This is a genomic window from thiotrophic endosymbiont of Bathymodiolus puteoserpentis (Logatchev), from assembly GCF_900127505.1.
In the GTDB taxonomy this organism is placed as follows: Bacteria; Pseudomonadota; Gammaproteobacteria; order PS1; family Pseudothioglobaceae; genus Thiodubiliella.
Genome location: NZ_UEXF01000027.1, coordinates 1 through 25,440 on the forward strand (window position 1 = coordinate 1; position 25,440 = coordinate 25,440).

The following is a 25,440-nucleotide window of genomic DNA, read 5'->3' on the forward strand; positions in this document are numbered from 1 at the left end:
GTCCAATTAATAGTGTTGGCTAGTTGTATTAAAGGGTCTTTGACATCTAATTGAGAAAAGAGCTCTGAATGAAAAAGATTTGATTGGGTGGATATTGGGCTAGATTTAGTTAACATTTTTTTAAGCAAAACGACCAAGAAATAAGAGGTATTTTAACAAAAGTTGGTTGATTTGTCTAGGGTTATTGTTGGTTTTATTGTTATAAATCAATTTGTTGTGTGGTTTTTAAGGGTTGACTATTTATGCAAAGATCTCTGTAGATTCTTGTTGAAAGCAAGCGAGTAAAAAACCATTAATCCGATTCAAGCCTAACCTTCCACTAAGCAAATAAGCGTTTATTTTTGCTACTTGAATCACTGAACTCAAACCCTTTAAAATGCCATTATTAAGCTTGCTTGATTTCTACTCTAAAATTCCCTTCCCATGGCGTTTTGACCATATTAGCGACTTTAAGCATAGGCGCCAAATTATACTTGCTAACCAGTAGCGCTATTTTTGTGGCAAAACCTCAAAGGTTTGCATATCTAGTGCTTGGTAAATTTTCTCTAACGCTTTTAAATAAAGGTAGGTGACATATCGCAACTGATGGCTTTGACTTGTTCTTTTTTTGCTATTTTGTTGCGTCAATACTTGGACAAAGTCAGCCACGGTTTTATGGTCTTTGCTATCACTAATATACACTGTTACCTTTGTTTGTATAAATCTATAAACAAGGTAATGTAGCCATGTCCTTTGGCAACAGAGGCTTTATATAAGCTTAAGTATAGCAATTAAAAAAATGTCTAATTTTTACCTAGCATTCTTCTCAAAGTATTATCTTTGTCAATAAAATGATGTTTAATAGCACCGGCAATATGTAGTCCAATAGCAACAATTATCGTCCAACCTGCTATTTCATGGGTTTCATGCATAAACCCAGAAAGTTGCGCATTATGTGGAATGGCTTCTTTAGTGATGGGGTCAAATTGTGCTGCAATAATTTCTAAACCAAATACTGAAACACCATAGCCACCTGCACCAGACATAATAAAGCCTGAAATTGGCATTATAATCATCGCAATTATTAACACCCAATGGATTATTTTTGCTAAATTATGTTCAATCGCCTTATATTCAGTAACAGGTTGCAACCAGCCATTTACAAAGCGCCAATAAACCCTAACCACAATAACTACAAAGATTAAAACACCGATTGACTTGTGAATGGGATAAAGCTCAAACGCTTCATTTTCACTCATATAAACACCAACAGTTGCCAATGCAATAATAGTTAAACCCACTACCCAATGCAAAAATATCGTTAAGTTAGATAATTTCTCTTTTGTATCTCTCATGTTTCTCTCCTTATTTTTAATTATCCAGACATGCGGCCCAATGTTAATATTGTGGCAACAAATCCTGTGCAGAAAAATTATACAATAAGTGATAAGATTAGCACGCTATTTTTTTAATGAGGGTTGATCCACTGAATACTGTGCCAATAATAACTACCTTTTTGTTCGCTAGGCATAGTGCAATTGTATTTACTACGACGATCAGTTAAAGGCTTTTTAGCAACAATTTTAACGCTTTTATCACTTTGCCAAGTCATGTTCACCCCGCCATCGACAAAACAATTTAGATGGGCTTTTTGATGTTTGCTTAAAGACTTAAAAAAATCTAATTCTAATGTTGGTGGATTTTGTGTGACGATTGGATTGATATTCTTAATCTTAATGGGCATTGGCAAAGTATTCACTTTAGTTTTAAAACTTACCATCTTGGCATAATCTCCTGCCATTGGGAAACGAGGGAGATTTTGTCGATTACTCATCTTTGATACAACACCAGAATACTGACCAAAAGCTGTATAGCCTAAATCCTTAACTTGCTTAAATATCTTTAAACTTGCTTCACCATAAGGATAAGCGAAAATTTTATTATGTTGATTTAATTCTTGATTAAAACGGTTTTGCGCTTGGGTAATTTGTGTTTTAATTTGTGTTTTATTCAAATCTAATAAATACGGATGCGTTACAGTGTGATTATAAAATTGCATAAAATCACCTTGCATACTACGCATTTGTTGCCATGTTATCATTGCTGGATATTTTTTATCCACAGGTTCGGTGGAGACAAAAACACTCATCGGCATTTGATATTTTTTCAATAATGGATAGGCATTTTTTGCAATGGATTGATAAGCATCATCAGCTGTTAACACTACGCATTTGTTTGGTAAGTTATCGTTATCTAGGCGTTCAAGCATGGTGTTGAGTTTCAGTACTTTAAAGTCATTATCTTGCAGATGTTGCAGATGTCGCTCAAACAATGCAGGACTGATGCTGGTAGATTTGGGTGTGGAATCAGAAAAACGATGATACAATAATACTACACAACTGTTAGCACTAAGCATTGATGAAAATAGCATGAATATGATAAATTTAAACATATTTTGCCCCTATGAACCCGATTTGTCTCCAAGCCTCATACGCCACAATGGAAACACAATTAGATAAATTAAGACTACGAGAACCAACTTGCATTGGCAAGGTAATACCTTCAAATCTATCCAATATTTCTTGCGGTAGTCCTCGTGTCTCAGGTCCAAATAAGAGGGAATCATTTTCTTGATATTCTACCTCTGCATAATTAGTTTGCACTTTTGAACTCACTGCAAAAAGTCGCTCAGGCTTGGCTTTATCTAAATAATGATCAAAATTTTCATATTCAAAAACTTGCGCTAACTCTTTATAGTCAAGCCCTGCGCGTCTTAAGCGTTTGTCAGTCATCTTGAATCCAAATGGTTTAATAAGATGCAAACTGGCGCCCATATTGGCACTTAGGCGAATTAAACTGCCTGTATTATTAGGAATTTCTGGTTCAAACAATACTAAATTTAACATAATATTTTATTTTCTCTTGATTTTTTTACTATTATCCATAAATAAAAAGTAGCTTAAAGAAAAAACACAATGAAAAATGGATATTAATAAACTAACTTCGCAATTTCAACAAGACTTAAACGCTGCACAATCACTTGCGATTAATAAAAATCACACAGCAATTGAGGGTGTGCATGTATTAAGCAGTATGCTTAGTGATTATGCTTCAAGTGTCAGTAATGCGCTTAAAGCGCTGAATGTCAACACCAAAAACCTGAAAGACAATGTTGATAAAGCCATTGATAATTTAGCCGTGGTGAATAGTCCAAATGGCGATATCGGTATATCGCAAAACTTATTAAGACTACTTAACAGCACTGAAAAATTATCAACTGATAAAGGGGATAGCTACTTATCAACCGAATTATTTTTATTGGCAATTATCAGTGGCAATGACACCACAACACAATTATTAAAAGATTTGGGTGTTGATAAAAAAAACCTATCGACTGCTGTAGATAAACTTAGAGGAGGTGAAACCGTGAATGAACAAAATACAGAAACGAACAGAGATGCTTTAAACAAGTACACACTTGACCTAACACAATGCGCACAAGACGGCAAACTTGACCCCGTGATTGGTCGTGATGGTGAAATTCGCCGTGCTATTCAAGTCTTACAACGCCGTACTAAAAATAACCCTGTGCTAATTGGTGAGCCAGGTGTGGGTAAAACTGCGATTGCCGAAGGTTTGGCACAACGCATTATTAATAATGAAGTGCCAGAAGGTGTCAAAGGCAAGCGATTATTATCATTGGATATGGCGGCATTAGTAGCAGGTGCAAAATACCGTGGTGAATTTGAAGAACGATTAAAAGCGGTATTAAAAGAATTGGAAGCCGAACAAGGCCAAGTGATTTTATTTATTGACGAATTACACACTATGGTGGGTGCAGGCAAGGCCGATGGTGCAATGGATGCGGGCAATATGCTTAAACCTGCACTGGCTCGTGGCGACTTGCATTGTATGGGCGCTACCACGCTAAATGAATATCGTGAATACATTGAAAAAGACGCCGCCCTAGAGCGCCGTTTTCAAAAGGTACTGGTAGATGAACCTAGCGAACAAGATACGATTGCCATCTTGCGTGGACTGAAAGAAAAATACGAAGTCCACCACGGCGTGGAAATCACTGACCCAGCAATTATCGCTGCTGTTACTTATTCTCAGCGTTATATTACCGATAGACAACTGCCTGATAAGGCCATTGATTTGATCGATGAAGCCGCATCACAAATTCGCATGGAAATTGACTCAAAACCTGAATCAATGGACAAACTTGATCGTAAATTGGTACAACTCAAAATTGAGCGCATGGCACTCAAAAAAGAGAAAGACAAAGCCTCTAAAGAGCGATTCAAAGAACTTGAAGCACACATTAAAACACTTGAAAAAGAATATGCCGACTTTGAGGAGATTTGGAAAAGAGAAAAATCTGTGGTACAAGGTGCGCAACATTTAAAAGAAGAGCTTGAACAAGCAAAGTCCAACCTAGAATTGGCACATCGTGATAATGATTTGGCAAAAATGAGTGAGCTTCAATATGGGAAAATTCCTGAATTAGAAGCCAAAATAGCCGAAGCTGAATCTGCCGATACGCAAGAAATGACACTTCTGCGTAACAAAGTAACTGAAGATGAAATCGCCCACATTGTTGCCCGTTGGACAGGTATCCCAGTGGATAAAATGATGGAAGGCGAAAAAGACAAACTCTTACAAATGGAGTCCATTATTCATAAGCGTTTAGTTGGGCAAGATAAAGCAGTAAAAGTAATATCAGATGCTGTGCGTCGCTCTCGAGCAGGCTTATCAGACCCTAACCGCCCTGATGGTTCGTTTATGTTTATGGGGCCAACAGGTGTGGGTAAAACCGAGCTGACCAAAGCCTTGGCTGATTTCTTGTTTGATACTGAACAAGCTATTGTGCGCATCGATATGAGTGAGTTTATGGAAAAACACTCAGTGGCACGATTGATTGGTGCGCCTCCTGGTTATGTTGGCTATGAACAAGGTGGTGTACTTACCGAAGCTGTGCGTAGAAAACCATACTCAATCATACTGCTTGATGAAGTAGAAAAAGCACACCCCGATGTGTTTAATATTCTTTTACAAGTGCTTGATGATGGTCGTTTGACTGATGGACAAGGTCGTACGGTTGATTTTAAAAATACGGTGATTGTAATGACTTCTAATCTTGGCTCTCATTTAATACAAGAAAATCCAGGAAAAGATATGAGCGCTGAATTGACTCAAATTATTGCAGAACACTTTCGCCCTGAATTTGTTAATCGTATTGATGAAGTTGTCGTGTTTAATAATCTTGAAAAAGCCCAAATTAAAAGCATTGCCGCATTGCAAGTTGAGATTCTGCAATCTCGTCTAGCAAAAATAGACCTCAAACTTGAGTTAGACGACAATGCAATGACACTAATTGTAGACAGAGGCTATGACCCAGTATTTGGTGCGCGTCCACTCAAACGCACTATACAACAATTGTTGGAAAACCCACTTTCTCAAAAGATACTCTCTGGAGAATTTCTACCAGGGTCGGTTATTCACGGCAGACTGTCTGATAACGAAATTGTGTTTTCTTAGTCAGCGCCTATTCAAGTTTTGGTTACCTGTCACTCTTCTAGTAATTTTTCAGCTCTGGCTCTTAACTCTATACTACCTGTCACTAAAACCCTTGTTACTTATCGCTTATACAGTAGATCAGCAATATCACACTGAGGTTTAAAATCAAACACAACCTTAACCAATAATCTCCTTAAAGTAGCCTGATCACCCTTATCAATCGCTGCCTCCATTTCTAACAGCGTTACTTGTAGTTCTTTATACTCTATAAAGTTTTCTTCCGCACGCATAATCAATGAATGCTCAGTCTCGCTCACATTATCACTAATCAATAACTCCTCAAACAACTTCTCGCCAGGGCGCAACCCTATGTAATGAATTTCAATATCACCATTTGGATTATTATCATCTTTGACTTCTAGCCCACTCAAGTGGATCATCTTTCTAGCAAGCTCATCAATACGCACAGGTTCACCCATATCCAAGACAAACACATCTCCACCCTTACCCATTGCACCTGCTTGGATTACTAACTCCACTGATTCAGGGATAGTCATAAAATAACGAATAATATTTTTATCCGTGATAGTAATTGGACCATTTTCTTTAATTTGTTTGGTGAATAGCGGTATCACCGAACCACTAGAACCCAATACATTGCCAAAACGCACCATCGTAAATTGAGTATTGTTTTGTCTTTGTGCTAGAGCTTGTAATATCAGCTCAGCCACACGCTTAGTCGCACCCATTGTATTAGTCGGGCGCACTGCCTTGTCTGTAGAGATAAGCACAAAAATCTCAACCTTAGCATCAATAGCCGCTTGTGCGCACTTCAGTGTACCCAGCACATTGTTATTCACACCTTCGGTATTATTAAACTCCACCATCGGTACATGCTTATAAGCCGCCGCATGGTAAATTGTATTAACTTCAAAGTGTTTTAATACCTGAGATAAGCGTTTAGTATCATTCACGCTACCTAGAATAGGATAAATATCAATATTGGCGACTGACAATTCTTTCTCAATGGTATAAAGTGCTAACTCACTAATCTCAAACAACACCAAGGTCTTTGGCTTAAGACTTACAATCTGTCGGCACAACTCCGAACCAATCGAGCCACCTGCGCCCGTTACCATTACCACTTTACCAGAAATATTCTTACCCAGTAAATCCTGATTAGGCTGCACCACATCGCGCCCAAGCAAATCCACAATACTCACTTGTCGCAAATCAGCCACAGAGACCTTGCCCTGTGCCAGCTCTGCCACACCCGGCAATGAGCGCACTACCACAGGATATGACTCAAACTGATTGATGATAATTGAGCGCCTAGCTCGAGAAATAGACGGAATTGCAAGCAACACCTCACTCACCTTAAGTTCTTCAATTAATTTTCCAACATCACTGTCTGGAGAATAAATACGCAGCCCTCTAATCTGGGAACCTTCCAACTCTAGCGAATTATCAATAAAGCCAACAGGCTTATATTCAAAAGTATGCTCAAGTGCTGAGGACAGCTGAATACCTGCGCTGCCCGCTCCATAAATCAACACACGCTTTTGGTCACTACTAACAATATTTTTAACCGATGATAAACGCAATCCACCACCAAGCAACTGGCGTAACACCACACGCAAACCACCAATCACTACCAAAGACAGTAGCCAATTAATCAGGATTACACTTCTAGGTATGCCTTCTACCGCAGCCATAAAGCCAATCACACCCCACACTAACGCATACAAACTCACCGCTTGTACAATCGCACGCACATCCTTAAAGCTCATATAACGAATCACACTTCGATATAACCCAAAGTAAATAAAAATAGGAATAGCCACCGCTGGTGCACTAAAAATCGCCAATGCTAACTCTAAATCACTCTTTGGAAAATGCCACTCACCTAATCGCACTGAAAATGCCGCCAACAGTGTCACCACCAACAGCACACTATCCACTGACATCAAAATCAATTGCTTGTAAATTCGTGACATATTAGATAACTTTTCAATCATTTTGCTATTATAGTCAATCTACACAAAACCTGTAACTTGCCATATCAAGAACTAAATAATTAAAAAAAATAAGAATGCACCTTCAATTAACGAGTGGTAACAACTTCGTCAACTCCCAGGGGGAATTGACGGTTGTAATTCTGCCTTTCGCATAGACACAGTAACAACATCAGTGTCAGCACCCATTTTGATGAGTTGCTTGACAATCCATTTAAGGGCTTTAGGTTTTGAGATAATAGCAATCACCGTCCAAAAAATCAGTTGTAAATCTAGCAGTGACGAGCGATTTTCGATATAAATTAACCCCAGCCTACTCTTCCAAGGCCTAATTAACTGATTATAAGCTAAATCTGGATCCTCTTTACCTTCTAAAATATCCCCCTCATCCGAAAAAACAATGGATGAAAAATCGGTAATACCTGGCTTAACTAAAAGTAATTTTTCCTCAACAGGTGTATATGAATCCGTCTCATTTTTAACATTTGGTCTAGGTCCAACTAGGCTCATATCTCCCATTAAAACATTCCATAACTGGGTTATTTCATCTAGTTTGTATTTTCTAATTTTGTGCCCAATTGGTGTAATTCTATTGTCATTTGTACTGGTTGAATCAACGCCAGAACTATCTGCATTGCTTACCATGGAACGCAATTTTACCATTCTAAAAATTGTGTTATTTCTGCCTACTCTTGGTGCCATATAAAAAGGCGATTTTTTATCTTGCTTCCAGATTAAAAATATTACCAACAATAGAATTGGACTTGTGATTGACAAACCAAGAAGTGCAATCAAAATATCAAGTAATCTTCTAATCATTTTTTATAAAACTGAGTAACACATTACCCCAAAGAATGCAAACACAATATCAAGTAAACGCTTCATTCTAACAATGCCTGAACTTTCTTAACAATCGCACTACTGTCCATTTCATAATACGCCTTAAGATAATCCTGTGATCCAACAATAGAGGAATACCTATCATCTAATCCAATGCGCAAAAATACCTTCGGTGAAACACCATTATCCATACACACTTCGGCTACCGAACTACCCAGTCCACCATCAATATTGTGCTCTTCAATAGTCACAATACCACCTGACTCATTTGCCGCAGAGATAATGGCATTTTTATCAATGGGCTTAACACTATGCATACTCACTACGCCTGCATCAATACCTTGTTTCTGCAATAACTCTGCTGCCTCAACAACATCTCTTAATATACCACCCGTGGACAACAGCGTTACATCCCTACCCTTTCTATACCTAATTGAACCACCCAAAGAGAACGAGAACACACCACTTTCATTGGCAACTGTCTTATCCAATCGTAAATAACCAACACCATCACTCTTAACCAAAGCCTTTATTGCTTCGCCAGCTTCCCACACTGTGCCAGGAGCAACAACGCTCATCGCAGGCAATGCTCTAAGAATGGCAATATCTTCAGTAGCATGATGCGACATACCCAAGGAACCATAACTAAACCCGCCACCTGATGCGACAATGGTAATATTTAGATTGTGATAACAAGCATCATTACGAATTTGCTCTAAACATCTCAGAGTTGGGAAATTACCAATTGAATAAGTAATAACTTTTTTACCTTCCAATGCCAAACCGGCAGCCAAACCTGTCATATTTTGCTCTGCAACGCCCACATTAAAGTATTGCCCAGGGAACTTAGACTCAAACGCTTCAAAAACACCAAAACCTAAATCAGCAGTTAATAAAACGACATCCTTGTCCTTTAGCGCTAACTGCGTTAATTTATCTAAAAAGGCTTCACGCATTGTCATTCTCTAATTCATTGATAGCCGCTTCGTATTCTTCACCTTGAGGGCTACGATAATGCCATAAAACTTGATTTTCCATAAAAGACACGCCCTTGCCTTTAATTGTATTTGCCACGATACATAATGGTTTATTCTCAATTTTAGAATGGCACGCATTAATTAATTGCTCATGGTCATGTCCATCAATATTAACCACATTCCAACCAAAAGCCTGCCATTTATCCACAAAAGGCTCTAACGCCAATGTGTCTTCCGTTGAATGAATGCTTTGTAATTTATTGCGATCAATAATCACCACCAAGTTATCTAACTTGTGATGTGGGGCAAATAAAGCTGCTTCCCAGTTTGAACCTTCATCACATTCACCGTCACTCATTAACACATAAACTGTGTGTTTATCTTGGTTGATTTTAGCGCCGAGTGCCATACCCGTGGCAACAGGCAAACCATGCCCTAAAGAACCTGTAGAGAATTCCACACCTGCAATGCCCTTATGCGACACATGTCCAGATAAATTAGAGCCATCCTGATAATGTGTTTTCAATTTCTCTATTGATATAAACCCACTTTCAGCAAGTGCTGCATACACACCAGCTCCAGCATGCCCCTTGCTTAGAATAAACCTATCTCTACCCTGCCATTTTGGATTATCAGCCTTGTAGTTTAATACCGAGCCATACAAAACTGCCAAAATATCAGCAATAGAAAGTATCGAGCCAATATGTGAACTCCCGCCAGAACTGGTCATATTAATGGCATGTCGCCTAATATTATGCGCGAGTACTTTAGTCATTATAAAAACCTCTAATACATTGACAGACATAGTCAACTTCATCATCTGTAATTGACATGTTAAGTGGTAACAATAAACTTATGCGCATAATATTTTCAGTAAAAGGCATTGACTGGGTGAAGCCTAAATCTTTGAATTCATGCACTGCTTTACCGCCCCACTGAATTAAAGTGCCGACACCCTTATTTGATAAATACTCTTTTAATTCATCACGATTTGGAACTTCAACTTCATAATTCTGGAATATATCAAAGTGGTCTATATCGCTATTAACTGTAGGTGGCAAAATCACACCGTCAATCCCATTTATACCATTGTAATACAAAGTAGCTATTTCCCTTCTACGCCCAATAATCTTCTCGTAATCATCAAAAAAATAATTCAAAATCGCCGCCTGTAAATTATCCAACCGACTGTTATACCCCCAAATACTCACATTACCATCTTCACCACGCCCATGATCACGCATCAACTTAACCGTATTATAAATCCCCACATCATTCGTCAAAATAGCGCCACCATCACCAAAACACCCAAGTACCTTAGCAGGATAAAAACTAATACAACCGCCCAAACCAAACGAACCTGCCGATCGACCTTTATATTTTGCACCCAGCGCTTGTGCAGAATCCTCATATACCTGCAAACCATATTTATCAGCAATCGTTAGAATGCTGTCCATATCTGCCACACGACCATTCAACTGTGTTGGCATAATTGCCTTGGTCTTCGGCGTAATTGCCCTTTCAACTGAAACTACATCCATCAAATGATCTACCCCAGCATCCACTGGCACTGGCGTCGCCCCTGTGAATTTAATTGCTGATGCCGTCGCCACCATTGTGTGTGTGCAAAATATTACCTCATCGCCAACACCTACCCCCCCCGCTTTTAGTAATAACTGCATAGCATCCGTTGCATTAGCAACACCCAATACATACTTAATGCCTGTGTATTCTGATAGTCTTTGTTCAAATTGAACCAAGTCATTTTGCATAATAAATGCGCCACACTCTGCCACTTTCTGAAACACATCGGTCAACTCCTCTCTATGCTGTGCAAACAAGTCTGGGTAATTAAAGAAGGGGATGTTATTCATTATTTTGTCACTATCATTACAAATTTAAACGCTGATCTCTTGATGGTAAAAATCTTATCAATATTATTTACTATTTTAGTAGATAACTGTTCTCCAAATATTTTATTCATTAAAGGCACTAAATAAGATATAGATCCAAAAAATTGAGTTTCAATCTTATCAAACTTTTGCCCATACTTATCCAATAATTTTAAATCAGGTGTCCTCTCTATCACGCTTAAACTACGCTCACCCTTTAAATAATGAATATAACGATTGAAGCGATAAATAGGGTTATTATTCAAAGAATCAATAACAATAAAAACACCTTTAACTTTCAGTACTCTATGAATTTCATTAAGCACTTTATCGTTATCCCCATAACTCAAACTGCCAGCACTCACTATTGCATCAAAGGATTGATCTGCAAAGGGTAATTTTTCCATATCTGCCACTTGAGTGGTCAGTTTGTTTGTATTAAATCGTTTGTCCATCACACTTAATGAATGCTCTGAAATATCAGTCGCATATACCTTTGCCCCAGTCGCCAATAAAAACTCTGTATTTTCACCCATACCTGCACCAATTTCTAAAACATTAGCAGACTCATAAACATACTCTTGAATCATTTTTCGATAATAAATATATGGCACCCTCAAAGGCAACGCCAACTCATCAATATTAAGAATACTATTGTTTTCAAAAGCGCCGATAGCACTATTGTTATAACGATTTTTTTCTATTTCCTTATCATTCACTAGCAAAGTCTCACAGTTTTCTTATCATTTTAAAAATCACCTTCATTAAGACACTCGGCAACATTCGAATAACAAACCCAACAGACACATTCCTAACCATTTCAAAAAAATTTAAAAACCCCATTTTATAAAAATCCACCTGCACATCTGCTTCAAACATCGCATTTTTCAAACCACCTCTGCGCACCTGTTGTTCATTGCCCATGCGCACACTCACTAACGACTCTTGTAGATTATAAATCTTTGCCCCAGCCATAATCAACTTAACGAATAAATTATAATCTTCACTAGTTCTATACTTAGCATAATTACCCACATTCAGTACCCAAGATTTCTTATACATTGCCGTCACATGATTAACAGGACTTCTGCCTTTGGCAAATGCCACTATCTCATTATGCTGCTCAGGAGTTCTTCTGTAAGATATTATCTGAGTTTCGTTAAACTCAAATTCCCCTATCCAAGCACCGCAAACATCAACATCTTGATTCTCAAATACTGCCAACTGTTTCTCAAACCGCTTAGGCAATGACACATCATCTGTATCCATCACCGAAATCAACTCACAATTACACATCTCTATACCAATATTCTTAGCAGCACCAACACCAACATTTTCTTTAAGGGAAACAACCTGCAAGGTATTAGTCAGCCTCTCTTTCCATTCTCTAATAGCCTGATAGAGCCCATCAGTCAACGGACCATCCTCTACCAAAACCACCTCATTAGGCTTGACAGTCTGCTCATCCCACACACTCTGCATCGCCCTATTAAAGCTCTGCACCTCTTCTTTGTAGTAAATTGATATTAATACCGAAAACTTCATAAACTTTAATTACCCCTTAGGAAGATTTTAATTCTTCTAAAAACCGCCCTCCAAAAAAATAACTTTCCAGCAAAGTAAAAAGACCTTAATAATAAAAACTTAAAGACAACTCTATTTCTCCATGAAAATAAATTTACTTTATCTTGTTTTGGAAGCCATTTTCTCCATAAATCATATCGCATTGCAACAAAAAAATCTTGGTTCTTACCTATCCCTTTTTTTGCAATATAATTTAATAAGGCAATACCACCAACTGTATCTTCTATATTGCTATCATTTTCATCGTGAACCCTATAATACATCAAAGTATCTGGAAGCCAAACAATCAAACCGTATTTCAACATAGTACCTAATAAAATAACATCGAAATATTTAGCGCCTGGAAGCGATACCAACGATATTTTCTTTAAAAAATTTGTACAATACATATAACTTGGAAATGGAGTAATTCCTCCATTTCCTGGGCTATATTGTTCTAAAAAATCCTTTTCATTATCGAACTCTTTATAAGTTTCAAAATAATAAGCCTTATCCTTAGATTTTGAAATACTATTCTTACATAAAAATGCATTACATCCCACAGCAGACACGCCTTCTTTTTGAATGAATGGAAACATAGTCTCAACATAGTCAGGGTGCATAATATCGTCGTCATGAAACATAACTATATACCTTTCTTCGCATTCAGAAATAATCAACTGAAAATGTTCTCTTGCGGGTACTGGTGGATTTCTACGAATATATTCAAAGTTATGGCTCGGATAATCTCGTTCAATCATCTCTCTAACTTCTTCTTGCTCAGAATTATCAGATACAATTACTTTAATTGTCACCTTTGATAGATTTTGATTTAATACTGAATCAAGCGACTCTTTGAGATATTTTGCTCGGTCCCTTGATAAAATAACAATTTGAACTGTTTCTTTCATACAATTAAGGCAGTCTTCATTTCTATAATAACACCTTCTAATGCAGTATTTTCAGGATTATACCCCATTTTTTCTGCCTTTTTATAAGTTGAATAATAATGCATTTTAAAGCCCGTAGCATTGACTATATTAACAACCTTGTCAATAGAATAATTCAAGCCAAATTGCTGTTGCAATTCAGCCAACAAATCAAATTTTGATATTGGCGTCTGAGTATAGCAATCTAAAGCTGTATTAATTGGCTTATAATCAATAACCGATTGCACTAGATGATAAAAATCAGGTGGCGTAATAAAATCTCTAACAATATTATCCGCAGAAGTTTTAAAGACTTTTTTATTTTTTATAGTACGCACTATATCAGTAATCAAAAATCGAGCATCCATATCTTGCGTATGACTAAAATAGTTAAACACTCTGATATCAACAATAGGAAAATTAGACAGCGCTCTATGCTTAGCCTCTGCATACAACTTAGCCAGTGTATACCAATCAGTTGATTTAAGGTTGTTAATATCTATCGTAGCAACTGTATTTTCATTGACTGGATCTTGATAATTACCACCATAAACTGCGCCACTACTCAAAAAAATATATTTAGTTTCCTTATGCAACTTAAGATACTCAAGCACCATATCATCATATTGCTCGGTTATTTTAAAAATATCACCACCCATATTTTGGGCTTTTACTGGATCACCAATTCCAACAAAATTAATAATGACATCATATTTTTGATTATTATTAAAATTGAAGTATTTTTGAACTTGACACTTATCACTCAAATTTTCATCATCAATCCATTTACTTAATAATTTTACATTGCGACCAAAAAGCAAGAAATTGTAGTCTTTGTTTTTTGAAAAAGACAAAATTAAATCTTGTGCTATTTGACTGGTTGCACCTAAGATTATGATTTTCATAATTTATCTATTCTTAAAATTGATTTTATTATGAATTTTTTAGAAGTCCTAACAGTATTCCTTAAATATTCTTGAGCGCCTGTAGTTGCAATATATTTATCTTTAACTCCAACCTCAACTAAAGTGATATACTCCCCAATACCTGCATGAGCCTTGCTTAATATAAATCTATCTCGTGTTTCTAGTTTTAAATTTTGAGCATCATAGCCTATAACTTTTCTATGTAAGACCGCCAAAATATCAACAATAGGAGGCACAGATTCAATATATGCACTACTCCCCTTATTAACCATATTGATAGCATTAGGACGATTTTTTATTACCAACTCTTGTGTGTTCATACTTACAATTTACCCTACAAACTCTTGTATCTTTTCAGCAATAAAATCCAACTGCCCTACACCCAATGCAGGATAAATACCTAACCATAAGGTTTTATTCATCGTAATATCCGTATTGGTCAAATTACCTACAATTCTATATTCAATATCTTGAAAATAAGGCTGTTTGGTTAAATTACCAGCAAATAATAATCTTGTGCCAATTTTATGACTGTCTAAATATTGAGTGAATTTAACTCTATCAATATTGTCTTTTAAAGTAATAGGAAACCCAAACCATGAAGGCTCTGAATTTTCGGTAACCTGTGGTAAATCAATAAATTGAGTCAAGCCACTTAATTTGTTTTTAAGGTAAGCAAAATTTTCATTGCGTTTTTTAATAAATTCTGGCAATCTTTTTAATTGTGCCAAACCACAGGCTGCTTGCATATCGCTAATTTTAAGATTATAGCCAAGATGTGAATAAGTGTATTTATGGTCATAACCATACGGCAAATCGCCTAGTTGTTGTTCAAAACGCCTCTCGCAAGTATTGTCACAGCCTGGGTCGCAATAACAATCTCTACCCCAATCTCTAAATGATTCTGCAATTGTCATTAGTTCTGCATTGTTAGTAAATACTGCGCCACCCTCTCCCATTGTAATATGGTGTGCCGGGTAAAAACTACAAGTAGCAATATCGCCAAATGTCCCGACATGTTGGTTATTGTATTTTGCACCTAATGCATCGCAACAGTCTTCAACAAGCCAAAGATTGTATTTGTCGCATAACATCTTAACCTTGTCTAAATTATATGGATTGCCTAAAGTATGCGCCAACATAATAGCTTTAGTTTTTGGTGTGATTGCCGCTTCAATTAAATCTGCATCAACATTGTGCGTTTCTAAATCCACATCAACAAATACAGGGATAGCGCCAAATTGCACAATTGGATTAACCGTTGTAGGAAAACCTGCAGCAACACCAATGACTTCATCGCCTTTTTTAATGGCTCTGTTGCCTAATTTTGGCGATGTTAGTGTAGCAAATGCGACTAAATTGGCAGATGAACCTGAATTAACCGTTATTAAATGCTTGATATCGATAAACTCAGATAGTTCTTTTTCAAATTTACGATTAAAACGCCCAGTAGTCAGCCAACCATCTAACGATGCATCCACCATATATTGTAATTCAGTAGCACCTATTACTTTCCCCGATGGCGGAACAACACTTCTACCTGGCTTAAAAGTTTTTTCCATATATTTTAAATCTGCAAACTCTTGTACAAGTTCTGTGATTTCTAACCTTAACTCTTCAGCGGTTTTCATTATTCATATCTCTTGTGTATTCTTCAATTTCTGCCAGGCACACAGCTTGCATATTTTCTTTATTAAGCCAAGCCCTGTGCCAGTCAATAATCCTTTCCAGTGTATAACTTAACTCCCATACTGGTTTCCAACCAAGCTTTAATTTTACTTTTGTAATATTCAACTTCAAAAAATCCGCCTCATGTGGGTTGGCATTTTTGTCAAGACTCCAATGAGAGTCAGGCCATTTTAATGTCATTTTATCTAAAATCCAATCTACTGGCTGAACATCTTGCTCATTAGGTCCAAAATTCCAACCTTCAGCATATTTGCCTTGATTTTTATAAAGCTTTTCAAGTAAAATTAGATATCCTGATAATGGCTCTAAAACATGTTGCCAAGGGCGTGTGGCTTTAGGATTGCGAATAATAACTGACTCATTTTTTTCAAACGACCTTAAAATATCGGGTATCAACCTATCATCCGCCCAATCGCCACCACCAATAACATTACCCGCTCGGACTGATGCTATGCCGATACCCTGCTCTTGTAAAAAAGAACGCCTATAGGTTGAAGTGACTAATTCTGCACAACCCTTACTGCTACTATAAGGGTCGTAACCTCCCATTGAATCTGTTTCTATATAGCCTTCTTTGCGAGAATCGTTTTCATAGCATTTATCCGTTGTAATATTCACAATAGCCTTTAAGTTAGAGCAATTTCGCGCTACCTCCAAGACTTTAGCCGTGCCAATAACATTAACTTCATAAGTTTCAACTGGATTATCATAAGAATACCTGACCAGAGGCTGTGCTGCCATATGTAGCAAAATATCAGGATTAAAAGTTGTCATACTTTTATGTAGTTTGTCTTGGTTTCTAATGTCACCAATCTCTGAGGTGACAATTGACTCAATTTTTGCCTCATTGAATAATGAAGGTGATGTCGGTGGATTGAGCGCATAACCTTTTACTTCTGCACCTAATGAAGTCAACCATAAAGACAACCAACTGCCTTTAAAGCCAGTATGTCCTGTGAGAAATACGCGTTTACCTTTCCAAAAATCTTGGCTTATCATTATCAATTACCAAGTCTTCCATGGGGCACGACCCTCACCCCAAAGCTCTTGTAAATACACTTTGTCACGCAATGTATCCATTGGCTGCCAAAAGCCTTCATGTGTAAATGCCATTAAATTATCATCTTTAGCTAGGCCTTGCAATGGCGCTTGCTCCCAAGTGCAATCATCACCAGAAATTCGTTTTAAAACCTTTGGAGAAAGCACAAAAAAACCGCCATTAATTAAAGCACCATCGCCTTTAGGTTTTTCCACAAATTTTTTAATTTGGTCATCCTGTATATCTAATGCACCAAATCTGCCTGGTGGGTAAGTGGCAGTTAGTGTTGCATCCTTACCATGCTCTTTATGAAATGCTATCAACGCTGAAATATCAATATCTGACACACCATCGCCATAAGTAAAGCAAAAAGCCTCTTCATTTTTTACATATTCTGCCACTCTACCTAGCCTACCACCTGTCATAGAATTATCACCTGTATCAATCAAAGTAACAGTCCAAGGCTCCGCACCCTCTTTATGCACTTCCATAGCATTGGTTTTCATATTAAAGGTAACATCCGACTGATGTAGAAAGTAGTTGGCAAAATATTCTTTAATAACATAACCTTTGTAGCCACAACAAATGACAAAATCATTAATACCATGAGTGGAATACATTTTCATAATATGCCATAAAATCGGCTTACCACCAATTTCCACCATTGGTTTTGGCTTGACACTTGTTTCTTCACTTAAGCGCGTACCCAAACCTCCTGCTAAAATTACTGCTTTCATAATTTACCCCTCTCTTTAATTAATATCATCTGAAATTACTTGTACAATAGTATTTGCAAAATTTTCAGCACTGAATTTATAAGCCTCTTTACTCTTTAAATAGTTCTCAATTGCATCAATGTATTCAAGATACTTGTCATCGGATAAATTTGTAAGGTAATCATATAATGACTTATAATCTTCAAAATCCCTCTTATCTATAAAACATTCTTTTGGAATGTGGTCAGTTATATTATTCGCCCCCCAATATATAGGTACACACCCCGCAAAAAAACAATCAAATATTTTTTCTGTAATGTATCCCGGTATATCTCTTGCATTTTCATAGCATATTGAAAATTTATATTTTTCCAATGTATCCTTTTTAGAATCTATTTTTCCCTTGTAGCTTGGATAGTTTGGCTTAAACATTTTTGATAAGCCTGTTATTCTAAACAAATACCTAATGTATTTATTGCTTGATACATACCTATCCCAATCTATCCCATAAAAATCAAAATCTTCTGGGTGGTTTTTTTCAAACCATTTGATTGCCTCCACCCTTTTACTGTAAAGCTCCAACGGGTGATTTATTTTTTTATTTCCAGCTATAAGTGTACAAAGTTTCTTCTTTTTAGATATATCTTTTTTTATATCTTTTATTATTTTTTGAGATAAGTTTAATTTAATGTATTTTTTACCATTTTCAATATCATCACTCCAAGTAAATATTCTCTTAAAAAAAACACGCTTCTTTGCATCCCAGTTATCTATTCTAATTAATTGGCTTTCAAAAATCACTAAGTACTTAGGTGAGTCAGTTTGAAATACTTTTTTTACATATTTATTTGTCATTCTTGGAAAGTCAAAAAATATAAAACCATCCATATCGTTAAAATTATCAATTAAATCCAGTGTCATAAAATCAATATTATTATGTTTACCTTTAATGTATAACTGATTAAGTGGTTCTAACAAATTATCACCAACTCCAGCATCTTTATTTAATAACAAGTAATTATTAGTATTGAGTACTTCGTAATAATTCCACACGCCTATTTTTTTCATCCGTATTTTACCAACGACCTTATAGAACTATATATTTTTGGTAAAAACTTTTTTATAAACATAATTATTGGGCTTAAAAATACTTTACAAACGAGTAACTTAAATTTAAATATTCCGTAAAAACTAATATGATTTTTTATATACCCCTCGGCATAAATACGATTAACTTCCGCAATTTTGTCTTTAGATTTTATTGACCAAAGTGTTAAATTAACAATATTAGCCCAATCATTTAAAAATAATTTTTTAATATCTTCTTTAAATAATCCTGCTAATAACACATACCCAAAATAACTTTTACTGTACCACTCTTGCATTGCGGCAGGCATCTCAATTTGAGGTGAAAACATCTTCTTTTCTGATATTCTACAAATTTTTGCTTCTTTGTTTTTAAAGCTATCTATCAGTACAGCCAAATGTGCAAAACAAGTATATATATGCTGAAACCCAACTGGTATAGATGTCTTTATAAAATCTGTTTTATAAATTACATAACTAATTAAACCAGCTCCATCTGGATTTTTAAGTGCACTTTTGAAAAATTCTTTTTGATCCCAATTCTGAAACTCAATATTCTCTCTATCTTTAATTGTAAAAAACAAAACATCTATATCGTGATTTAAAATCTCCATTATTTTTGATATACTGCCTTCCATCAAAATATCGTCATCACTCAAAATCCAAAGATAACTGCCTTTATCTACATGTAAAAATCCACTCATAATATTGGTATCTGAAAGTAAATTAGTTACGTTTCTGTTATAAGTCAGATTATTATCAGTACAGTATTTTTCAATGTTTTTATATCCTTCAATATCCGTTGAATTATTATCACTTATAACAACCTTAATATCGCTGGTCATCTCTTCATTGATAACTTTTAACTGACTCATTAAACTGTCAGCACGATTATAAGAGGGTATATAAATTTATTAATTTTTTCATTGCTAAGTAGTGTATTGAAATTTATGGAAAATATCGTCTATCTGCAATAACTGCCCAGAAGCCTCGCCAAAAAAAATACCGGCTCAATTGAAGCCAAAAATACAACCTTTAGAAAAAGCCTTCTTTCGTCCTGTCAAACAGGACTCAAAGTGTAAAACTTCAAACCCTATTTTCCAAAAATATTTTTTAATTTTAGTTTTTAAATTCATTTTTATACCTTTTTTACTGTGTTAAATTTTAAGTTCAGCCCGTAGCATTATACAAGGGGATTAAGTATTTTAAATGGGTTTTGACTAGTTATACAAAATTCAAAAAACAACTAAACCAAAAAACTCCACTCCCTACTATACAAATTTTTAATAAAACGGCGAATTCAACCCATAAGTGCAACACTTCCATTTAAAAAATAGTCCTTGCCAGTCATCTTGGCAAAGACCTCAAATGGGGTCTTGTACCCCAAGCATTTCCTAGGTCTATTATTCATTAAATCTGTTGCCCTAAATGCTTCTTTCTCACTCACATTATCCAAAGCCATTCGCTTAGGGAAGAATTGCCTTAACAGTCCATTGTGATTCTCGTTTAAGCCCCTTTCCCAACTATGATACGGCTTGGCAAAGTAAGTGTTACAGTCAAGATTTTCTGCTAGCTTTTCATGCCAACTAAACTCCCTGCCATTGTCAAAAGTCAAGGTTTTGACCCAATGTTTAAGTGGAGTGAGTCGTTTATTGATAGCGTCATTTGCATTTTGTGCGGTTTTGTTGACAATGGGTAGTGCAAGATATAGCCTACTCTTACGCTCAGCAAGAGTGGCAAAGCCACCTTTGTGTCCTTTACCAATAACCAAGTCAACTTCCCAGTCGCCAATGCGAGTGCGAGCATCAACAATACTGGGGCGCTCATCAATGTCAATGCGATTAGGTATCCTACCTCGATAATCATTTTTGCCATAGCGTTTTCGATATTTCTTATGCTGATGGCGTAGGTATTTGTAAAGCGCTCCGCCTACCGCTTTGTCTTGCAAGACAAAGCGGTAGGCGGTTTCAGTGCTAATTTTAATCTTTTTATCTAATTCCAAGCGTCCCATGATTTGTTCAGGACTCCAATATTCTTTTAGCTTTTCACTAATGTAATTTTTAACACAATCTGTGAGTTTNGCTTCATCACTTAGGTTGTACCAAGCCTGAAGGATAAGAATTTTAAACATCATCAGTGGTGGGTAAGCTGGTGCACCAGGTACTGACGAGTATAGGCTTGAGAGGGTTTGCTCTATCTCATTCCAATTGATGATGTTGTGAACATCGTCAAGCTCTGATAGGGATTTTTGTTCGATAACTAAGGCATCTGCAAGTGAGGATTGTTGGGTGTTTTTCCAAGACATTTGGTGTTGTTTTTAGGGTTGTTTTAGATAGGTGTTATTTTACCAGATTGGTGGTTTTTGGTTGATTTATGCAAAGGTCTCTTATTATCATTTTCTTGTTTCAATGCACTATCGTAGGATTGCTAATATTAATTTGCTGACATTGTTCTGCCACTAAAAAACGATGTTCAGCATTGCAAACAATAATTGGGCTTGCAAGATTATCCAGCCCATTTAAACGCAAGATAGTCTCTTGCAACATTGTATTATCACCTGCAAGCGGTAAATACTGCTTAGGATATTGCTTTCGGGATAACGGCCAAAGGCGTGTCCCATAGCCACCTGAAAGGATTACTGGGATAATTGTATTTTGAGATTTCATATAGACATTATTGAGTAATTTTTTTGTCTTTTATTTCAAAAACTTTGTCACAACCTTTAATTGTACTTAAGCGATGAGCAATAATAATTAAAGTTTTATCTTTACTGATTTTATAAATTTCATCCATAATTTTTTGCTCTGTTTCATCGTCTAATGCACTGGTTGCCTCATCCAAAACTAACACTTCTGGCTCTCTGTATAAAGCTCTTGCAATAGCAACGCGTTGTTTTTGTCCGCCACTTAACTGTATTCCACCCTCGCCAACTAAGGTATTTATTCCTTCTTTAGTTTGCAGAAAATCAAAAATATTGGCTTGCTTTAAAACCTTTTCTAACAAAGTATATTCTAACCTTCTGCCAAAACAGACGTTGTCAGCAATTGTGCCATCAAACAAATACACTTGTTGTGGAATATAGCCGATTTGTGCGCGCCAATTTTGTAAATTAGACTCATCCAATACAATATCATCAATTTTAATTTCCCCTTGATTTTGCTGATGCAATCCAATAATTAAATTCACTAAGGTGCTTTTACCAGATCCACTTTCACCAATAAATGCAATTTTTTCACCCTTATTTATAGTTAAATTTATATCACTTAAAACTGTTTTTTCTTGATAGTGAAAACCAACATTCATTAGTTCAATTTTATGATTGAATGGAATATTTTTGTCTTTTAAATTTTCTTGAGTAGTTTTTAATTCTTCGCCAATAATGTCAATTGACTTATGATAATACATCAGTTCGTTATACTCATTAACAATACGATTAACCGATGGTAGTAGACGGTATAAAGCTAATACAAATAAACTTAAAATTGGCAAAATATACGATATATTAGATTGCTTAAAGTACAACAGGACCACTAGCAATAAGACGATTAAAGAAAAGCCACTGGTTTCTATAAACAATCTTGGAAAGTCATTTAAAAAATTGTAGCTTGCATTTGCTTTTGCGTATTTATTAACTGTTGTAGAAAAATCGCTTTCAATATCTTTCAGCCTATCTTTATTTTGTAATTTAATATGCTCAAAATTACCAAATACTCTATTAATAATTTCATAAAGTTTTGCTTGAAAATTTGCCCTTACTTTGCCGACTACTTTTATTCTTTTTGAAATTGAGTGTGTTAAAAAAAGTATTTTAAGAATTAAAATTGCTGTAAATATAAGTGTTATTTTCCAACTGGCAATTAGCATTAATATATATATGAATACAGTTACAAAAATCTCAGACATTATCATTAAAGCAGAGCGAATAACTAAAGACATTAAAGATGCCTCTGTGATAATTGCCTTAGTTAGATAACTGCTATTTTTATTGGTAAAAACTCGATAAGGCATAGCTAAATAAGTTTTAAACAATCTCTTTGTTGTTCGTGCATAAAGTTCTTCTGTGAAATTAGCCATTACATAGTTATATGTCAAATTTACACCGCCTCTAAAAATGTAAAAACCAACCAAAGTCAAGCCAAAAACAATAGCGAAATTAACGTCATTCTCAAAACCGAAAAAGACAAAAATCCATTGATAGTATTGATTTTGATGAATGCTATCAAAGTTTACTGAAATATCAATAAATGGCATAATTGCCGAGATTCCAATTGTTTCTACTACTGAAACAAAAATAGAGAAAACCACCAACCAAAGTAAGTGGCGTTTGGTTTCTCTGTCTAATAATTGGCGAAGTTTTTGAAAGTAATTCATTACCCTATCTGCCGCTTAAGCTGTTCAATTTCAATCTTTAATCGCTCATATTCTTCGGTTTTTCTTTGCAAAAAATGAATGGTTAATTTAGATTTCTCACTAATACCCTGTGGGGTTAAAAGGTAAGTATATTGGGTTTTATTGCGACTGTTTTTAAAGTTTTCAACTTTAACGAGTCCTTTATCAATCAAACCTTTTAAGCAATAATTCGCCTTACCTAAACTCATTCCCAGTTTATCCGCCAAATCACGCTGTGAATAATTGGGGCTTTGCTCCAAGACTTGTAGGATTGAAAATTGATTATCTTGATTCAGCATAAAGTGCATTATACCAAAGTGTTCAATAGTTGAACATTGAAAATGACTTGCAGATCTTCTGTTGATAATACCACCAAAACAAAACAGTAGTAATCAGGGGCATGCTCATCAATCGCATTAAAGCATTTTTTGCTTACATCTTGTTTCATTATTCTCACCTCTACTATAAAATCAGGCTTTATTATCAAATCCAAATTCATGACTGCAAACTATCCAGAGAGAGAATATTCAAACTTTATGATTGCCCTATTATTGGCTTTTCCCGTATTAATCAACTCGGTTAAAATTTTTGGTAATTTGATTTTATTTATCTTTGTAATTTTGGGGGTTTATATTTCGATCTCTGAAAAGAAGAACCCATTTCAAATGCCTGAATTAAAATTATTTTCTTGGCTTATGGTTGGTTATTTTGGGGTAATGTTATTTTCCATGTTAGTCGCCGATGGGCTGAATGCTGAGTTTTATCATCTCGGTAGAAAGCTACATTTTTTATTGGCGCCCTTTATTGCGCTCGCACTTTTTCAGATAGATTTACCGCTTAAAAGATTATTATTAAGCCTTAAATTTGGCTTGATTATTATAGGCATTATTGCCTTAGTCTACTCTTTAGGTTTTACTGAAAAAATTAGCATGATTAATATAAATATATTTGGTGATATCACTGTCGCTATGCTATTTTTATCTATTGTACAGGTATTTAAAGAAACACCAAAAGAACGCATTATTACCTTTATTGCAGTACTATTAGGTGGCTATGCATTGTTTTTATCGAGCAGTCGTGGCTCTTGGGTATCATTTATCATTCTGTCTATAATTTACATTGGTTTGATTTATAAGCCATTTTTACAAAGTGGTAAAAGTAAGCTATCTTTGGTGCTATTGCTTGCAATTTTCCTTGGATTTATTAGCACTAACAGCAAAATACAAGCAAGGGTTTCTCAAACCATCACTGCCGTCCAAAATTGGGATTCTGAAAGCAAAACAATCACTTCTGCGGGTGAAAGATTAAACATGTGGGTAACAGGCTTAAAGGCTACCCAAGATTCACCTTGGCTAGGTCACGGCTACAGAAATGCTAACGATGCCACCCAAAAATACACAGCCCAAGATATTGGGTATACACATCTACACAATGAGTACATCACTAGCTTAGTCTCTGCGGGTGTTATCGGTTTACTGGCATTATTAACACTACTATTCACGCCAATGGTTATTTTTTACAAACAATTAAATAATAATAAAAATTATCACTATGCATTGATGGGTGTCTTATTGTGTGTTGGGTATACTACATTTGGCTTTACCCATATTGCTCTTGGTGAGGAGCATATTAATGCTTTTTATGTATTGTTTATGGGTTTTTTACTGCCCAAAATGATGAGAGGGCATTAGAAAGATTGTTCTATTTTTTTGCCTTTAATATTATTGATACAAATCTTAGATTCACATCATAAGTGCAACACTCAATTAGTCGGTCAAAGGGTATATTAACCACCCTTAATCCGACAAGAAAAAGGAGTGAAACATGCAAAAATATACACAATTGACCTACGAACAAAGATACCATATTTACCTGCTAAA

24 protein-coding genes and 1 pseudogene are annotated in these 25,440 nt (G+C 35.7%); 2 read left to right on the top strand and 23 right to left on the bottom strand.

Features of this window, described 5'->3' with window-relative positions; all coding sequences use genetic code 11:
• Positions 1–782: 782 nt before the first annotated feature.
• The 3 genes from BHECKSOX2_RS03810 to BHECKSOX2_RS03820 all read right to left on the bottom strand — a co-directional run bounded on the left by BHECKSOX2_RS03810 (position 783) and on the right by BHECKSOX2_RS03820 (position 2,885).
• Positions 783–1,334, bottom strand: coding sequence for a cytochrome b (locus tag BHECKSOX2_RS03810; RefSeq protein WP_139682533.1), 552 nt, complete (start codon positions 1,332–1,334; stop codon positions 783–785).
• A 113-nt stretch (positions 1,335–1,447) separates the two neighbouring features.
• Complete coding sequence (locus BHECKSOX2_RS03815; RefSeq protein WP_139682534.1) at positions 1,448–2,431, bottom strand: polysaccharide deacetylase family protein; 984 nt, start codon at positions 2,429–2,431, stop codon at positions 1,448–1,450.
• Complete coding sequence (locus BHECKSOX2_RS03820; protein ID WP_139682535.1) at positions 2,424–2,885, bottom strand: tRNA (cytidine(34)-2'-O)-methyltransferase; 462 nt, start codon at positions 2,883–2,885, stop codon at positions 2,424–2,426. The genes BHECKSOX2_RS03815 and BHECKSOX2_RS03820 overlap by 8 nt, the downstream gene beginning before the upstream one ends.
• A gap of 76 nt (positions 2,886–2,961) precedes the next feature.
• Here BHECKSOX2_RS03820 and clpB point away from each other — a divergent pair, with 76 nt between their 5' ends.
• Positions 2,962–5,520, top strand: a complete 2,559-nt coding sequence (clpB, locus tag BHECKSOX2_RS03825) for an ATP-dependent chaperone ClpB (RefSeq protein ID WP_090716928.1) — start codon at positions 2,962–2,964, stop codon at positions 5,518–5,520.
• Between the two features lie 98 nt (positions 5,521–5,618).
• Here the strand turns inward: clpB and BHECKSOX2_RS03830 are convergent, their stop codons facing one another.
• The 20 genes and pseudogenes from BHECKSOX2_RS03830 to BHECKSOX2_RS03925 form a co-directional block, all read right to left on the bottom strand.
• Positions 5,619–7,517, bottom strand: coding sequence for a polysaccharide biosynthesis protein (locus BHECKSOX2_RS03830; protein WP_139682536.1), 1,899 nt, complete (start codon positions 7,515–7,517; stop codon positions 5,619–5,621).
• A gap of 108 nt (positions 7,518–7,625) precedes the next feature.
• A complete protein-coding gene (locus tag BHECKSOX2_RS03835; protein ID WP_139682537.1) occupies positions 7,626–8,333 on the bottom strand; it encodes a sugar transferase in 708 nt (235 codons plus the stop codon).
• A gap of 62 nt (positions 8,334–8,395) precedes the next feature.
• Complete coding sequence (locus tag BHECKSOX2_RS03840) at positions 8,396–9,310, bottom strand: transketolase family protein (RefSeq protein WP_139682538.1); 915 nt, start codon at positions 9,308–9,310, stop codon at positions 8,396–8,398.
• Positions 9,303–10,106 carry a transketolase gene (locus BHECKSOX2_RS03845; RefSeq protein WP_139682539.1) on the bottom strand — a complete coding sequence of 268 codons (804 nt, stop codon included), beginning with the start codon at positions 10,104–10,106 and terminating at the stop codon, positions 9,303–9,305. The genes BHECKSOX2_RS03840 and BHECKSOX2_RS03845 overlap by 8 nt, the downstream gene beginning before the upstream one ends.
• Complete coding sequence (locus BHECKSOX2_RS03850; protein WP_245391308.1) at positions 10,099–11,205, bottom strand: DegT/DnrJ/EryC1/StrS family aminotransferase; 1,107 nt, start codon at positions 11,203–11,205, stop codon at positions 10,099–10,101. The genes BHECKSOX2_RS03845 and BHECKSOX2_RS03850 overlap by 8 nt, the downstream gene beginning before the upstream one ends.
• The gene (locus BHECKSOX2_RS03855) at positions 11,205–11,942 is read right to left on the bottom strand and encodes a class I SAM-dependent methyltransferase (protein WP_139682541.1); all 738 of its coding nucleotides are present in this window, start codon (positions 11,940–11,942) and stop codon (positions 11,205–11,207) included. Before BHECKSOX2_RS03855 ends, BHECKSOX2_RS03850 begins: the two co-directional genes overlap by 1 nt.
• Positions 11,943–11,952: 10 nt before the next feature.
• Entirely contained in the window at positions 11,953–12,768 is an 816-nt protein-coding gene (locus BHECKSOX2_RS03860; protein ID WP_139682542.1) for a glycosyltransferase, read from the bottom strand.
• A gap of 5 nt (positions 12,769–12,773) precedes the next feature.
• Positions 12,774–13,697, bottom strand: coding sequence for a glycosyltransferase family A protein (locus BHECKSOX2_RS03865; RefSeq protein ID WP_139682543.1), 924 nt, complete (start codon positions 13,695–13,697; stop codon positions 12,774–12,776).
• Positions 13,694–14,620: an NAD-dependent epimerase/dehydratase family protein gene (locus tag BHECKSOX2_RS03870; RefSeq protein WP_139682544.1), complete on the bottom strand. Its 927-nt coding sequence runs from the start codon at positions 14,618–14,620 to the stop codon at positions 13,694–13,696. The genes BHECKSOX2_RS03865 and BHECKSOX2_RS03870 overlap by 4 nt, the downstream gene beginning before the upstream one ends.
• Complete coding sequence (locus tag BHECKSOX2_RS03875; protein WP_139682545.1) at positions 14,617–14,961, bottom strand: thiamine pyrophosphate-dependent enzyme; 345 nt, start codon at positions 14,959–14,961, stop codon at positions 14,617–14,619. The genes BHECKSOX2_RS03870 and BHECKSOX2_RS03875 overlap by 4 nt, the downstream gene beginning before the upstream one ends.
• 9 nt (positions 14,962–14,970) lie before the next feature.
• A complete protein-coding gene (gene rfbH, locus BHECKSOX2_RS03880; RefSeq protein ID WP_139682546.1) occupies positions 14,971–16,272 on the bottom strand; it encodes a lipopolysaccharide biosynthesis protein RfbH in 1,302 nt (433 codons plus the stop codon).
• On the bottom strand, positions 16,259–17,329 hold the full coding sequence (gene rfbG / locus BHECKSOX2_RS03885) for a CDP-glucose 4,6-dehydratase (protein ID WP_139682547.1): 1,071 nt from the start codon (positions 17,327–17,329) through the stop codon (positions 16,259–16,261). The genes rfbH and rfbG overlap by 14 nt, the downstream gene beginning before the upstream one ends.
• A gap of 6 nt (positions 17,330–17,335) precedes the next feature.
• Positions 17,336–18,106, bottom strand: coding sequence for a glucose-1-phosphate cytidylyltransferase (gene rfbF, locus BHECKSOX2_RS03890; protein WP_139682548.1), 771 nt, complete (start codon positions 18,104–18,106; stop codon positions 17,336–17,338).
• Positions 18,107–18,121: 15 nt separating this feature from the next.
• Complete coding sequence (locus tag BHECKSOX2_RS03895) at positions 18,122–19,153, bottom strand: glycosyltransferase family 10 domain-containing protein (RefSeq protein WP_139682549.1); 1,032 nt, start codon at positions 19,151–19,153, stop codon at positions 18,122–18,124.
• Positions 19,150–20,082, bottom strand: coding sequence for a glycosyltransferase (locus BHECKSOX2_RS03900; RefSeq protein WP_342589268.1), 933 nt, complete (start codon positions 20,080–20,082; stop codon positions 19,150–19,152). The genes BHECKSOX2_RS03895 and BHECKSOX2_RS03900 overlap by 4 nt, the downstream gene beginning before the upstream one ends.
• Before the next feature lie 389 nt (positions 20,083–20,471).
• A complete protein-coding gene (locus BHECKSOX2_RS03905) occupies positions 20,472–21,476 on the bottom strand; it encodes an IS30 family transposase (RefSeq protein ID WP_139682551.1) in 1,005 nt (334 codons plus the stop codon).
• A 106-nt stretch (positions 21,477–21,582) separates the two neighbouring features.
• Positions 21,583–21,837: pseudogene (locus BHECKSOX2_RS03910) on the bottom strand (sugar phosphate nucleotidyltransferase); the annotation flags it as partial.
• A 7-nt stretch (positions 21,838–21,844) separates the two neighbouring features.
• Complete coding sequence (locus tag BHECKSOX2_RS03915) at positions 21,845–23,542, bottom strand: ABC transporter ATP-binding protein/permease (RefSeq protein ID WP_139682552.1); 1,698 nt, start codon at positions 23,540–23,542, stop codon at positions 21,845–21,847.
• On the bottom strand, positions 23,542–23,859 hold the full coding sequence (locus BHECKSOX2_RS03920) for a MarR family EPS-associated transcriptional regulator (RefSeq protein ID WP_180323645.1): 318 nt from the start codon (positions 23,857–23,859) through the stop codon (positions 23,542–23,544). The genes BHECKSOX2_RS03915 and BHECKSOX2_RS03920 overlap by 1 nt, the downstream gene beginning before the upstream one ends.
• 8 nt (positions 23,860–23,867) lie before the next feature.
• Entirely contained in the window at positions 23,868–24,008 is a 141-nt protein-coding gene (locus tag BHECKSOX2_RS03925; RefSeq protein WP_180323646.1) for a hypothetical protein, read from the bottom strand.
• A gap of 217 nt (positions 24,009–24,225) precedes the next feature.
• Here BHECKSOX2_RS03925 and BHECKSOX2_RS03930 point away from each other — a divergent pair, with 217 nt between their 5' ends.
• The gene (locus BHECKSOX2_RS03930) at positions 24,226–25,251 is read left to right on the top strand and encodes an O-antigen ligase family protein (RefSeq protein WP_218973223.1); all 1,026 of its coding nucleotides are present in this window, start codon (positions 24,226–24,228) and stop codon (positions 25,249–25,251) included.
• Positions 25,252–25,440: the final 189 nt, after the last annotated feature.

Bases quoted from the DNA above. Each gene is read 5' to 3' on its own strand.
- rfbG (WP_139682547.1), bottom strand. From the start codon at position 17,329: ATGATAAGCCAAGATTTTTGGAAAGGTAAACGCGTATTTCTCACAGGA.
- BHECKSOX2_RS03850 (WP_245391308.1), bottom strand. From the start codon at position 11,205: ATGAATAACATCCCCTTCTTTAATTACCCAGACTTGTTTGCACAGCAT.
- BHECKSOX2_RS03840 (WP_139682538.1), bottom strand. From the start codon at position 9,310: ATGCGTGAAGCCTTTTTAGATAAATTAACGCAGTTAGCGCTAAAGGAC.
- BHECKSOX2_RS03920 (WP_180323645.1), bottom strand. From the start codon at position 23,859: ATGCTGAATCAAGATAATCAATTTTCAATCCTACAAGTCTTGGAGCAA.
- BHECKSOX2_RS03865 (WP_139682543.1), bottom strand. From the start codon at position 13,697: ATGAAAGAAACAGTTCAAATTGTTATTTTATCAAGGGACCGAGCAAAA.
- BHECKSOX2_RS03930 (WP_218973223.1), top strand. From the start codon at position 24,226: ATGCCTGAATTAAAATTATTTTCTTGGCTTATGGTTGGTTATTTTGGG.
- BHECKSOX2_RS03925 (WP_180323646.1), bottom strand. From the start codon at position 24,008: ATGAAACAAGATGTAAGCAAAAAATGCTTTAATGCGATTGATGAGCAT.
- BHECKSOX2_RS03915 (WP_139682552.1), bottom strand. From the start codon at position 23,542: ATGAATTACTTTCAAAAACTTCGCCAATTATTAGACAGAGAAACCAAA.
- BHECKSOX2_RS03810 (WP_139682533.1), bottom strand. From the start codon at position 1,334: ATGAGAGATACAAAAGAGAAATTATCTAACTTAACGATATTTTTGCAT.
- BHECKSOX2_RS03835 (WP_139682537.1), bottom strand. From the start codon at position 8,333: ATGATTAGAAGATTACTTGATATTTTGATTGCACTTCTTGGTTTGTCA.
- BHECKSOX2_RS03870 (WP_139682544.1), bottom strand. From the start codon at position 14,620: ATGAAAATCATAATCTTAGGTGCAACCAGTCAAATAGCACAAGATTTA.
- BHECKSOX2_RS03845 (WP_139682539.1), bottom strand. From the start codon at position 10,106: ATGACTAAAGTACTCGCGCATAATATTAGGCGACATGCCATTAATATG.
- BHECKSOX2_RS03815 (WP_139682534.1), bottom strand. From the start codon at position 2,431: ATGTTTAAATTTATCATATTCATGCTATTTTCATCAATGCTTAGTGCT.
- rfbF (WP_139682548.1), bottom strand. From the start codon at position 18,106: ATGAAAGCAGTAATTTTAGCAGGAGGTTTGGGTACGCGCTTAAGTGAA.
- BHECKSOX2_RS03820 (WP_139682535.1), bottom strand. From the start codon at position 2,885: ATGTTAAATTTAGTATTGTTTGAACCAGAAATTCCTAATAATACAGGC.
- rfbH (WP_139682546.1), bottom strand. From the start codon at position 16,272: ATGAAAACCGCTGAAGAGTTAAGGTTAGAAATCACAGAACTTGTACAA.
- clpB (WP_090716928.1), top strand. From the start codon at position 2,962: ATGGATATTAATAAACTAACTTCGCAATTTCAACAAGACTTAAACGCT.
- BHECKSOX2_RS03875 (WP_139682545.1), bottom strand. From the start codon at position 14,961: ATGAACACACAAGAGTTGGTAATAAAAAATCGTCCTAATGCTATCAAT.
- BHECKSOX2_RS03830 (WP_139682536.1), bottom strand. From the start codon at position 7,517: ATGATTGAAAAGTTATCTAATATGTCACGAATTTACAAGCAATTGATT.
- BHECKSOX2_RS03895 (WP_139682549.1), bottom strand. From the start codon at position 19,153: ATGAAAAAAATAGGCGTGTGGAATTATTACGAAGTACTCAATACTAAT.
- BHECKSOX2_RS03860 (WP_139682542.1), bottom strand. From the start codon at position 12,768: ATGAAGTTTTCGGTATTAATATCAATTTACTACAAAGAAGAGGTGCAG.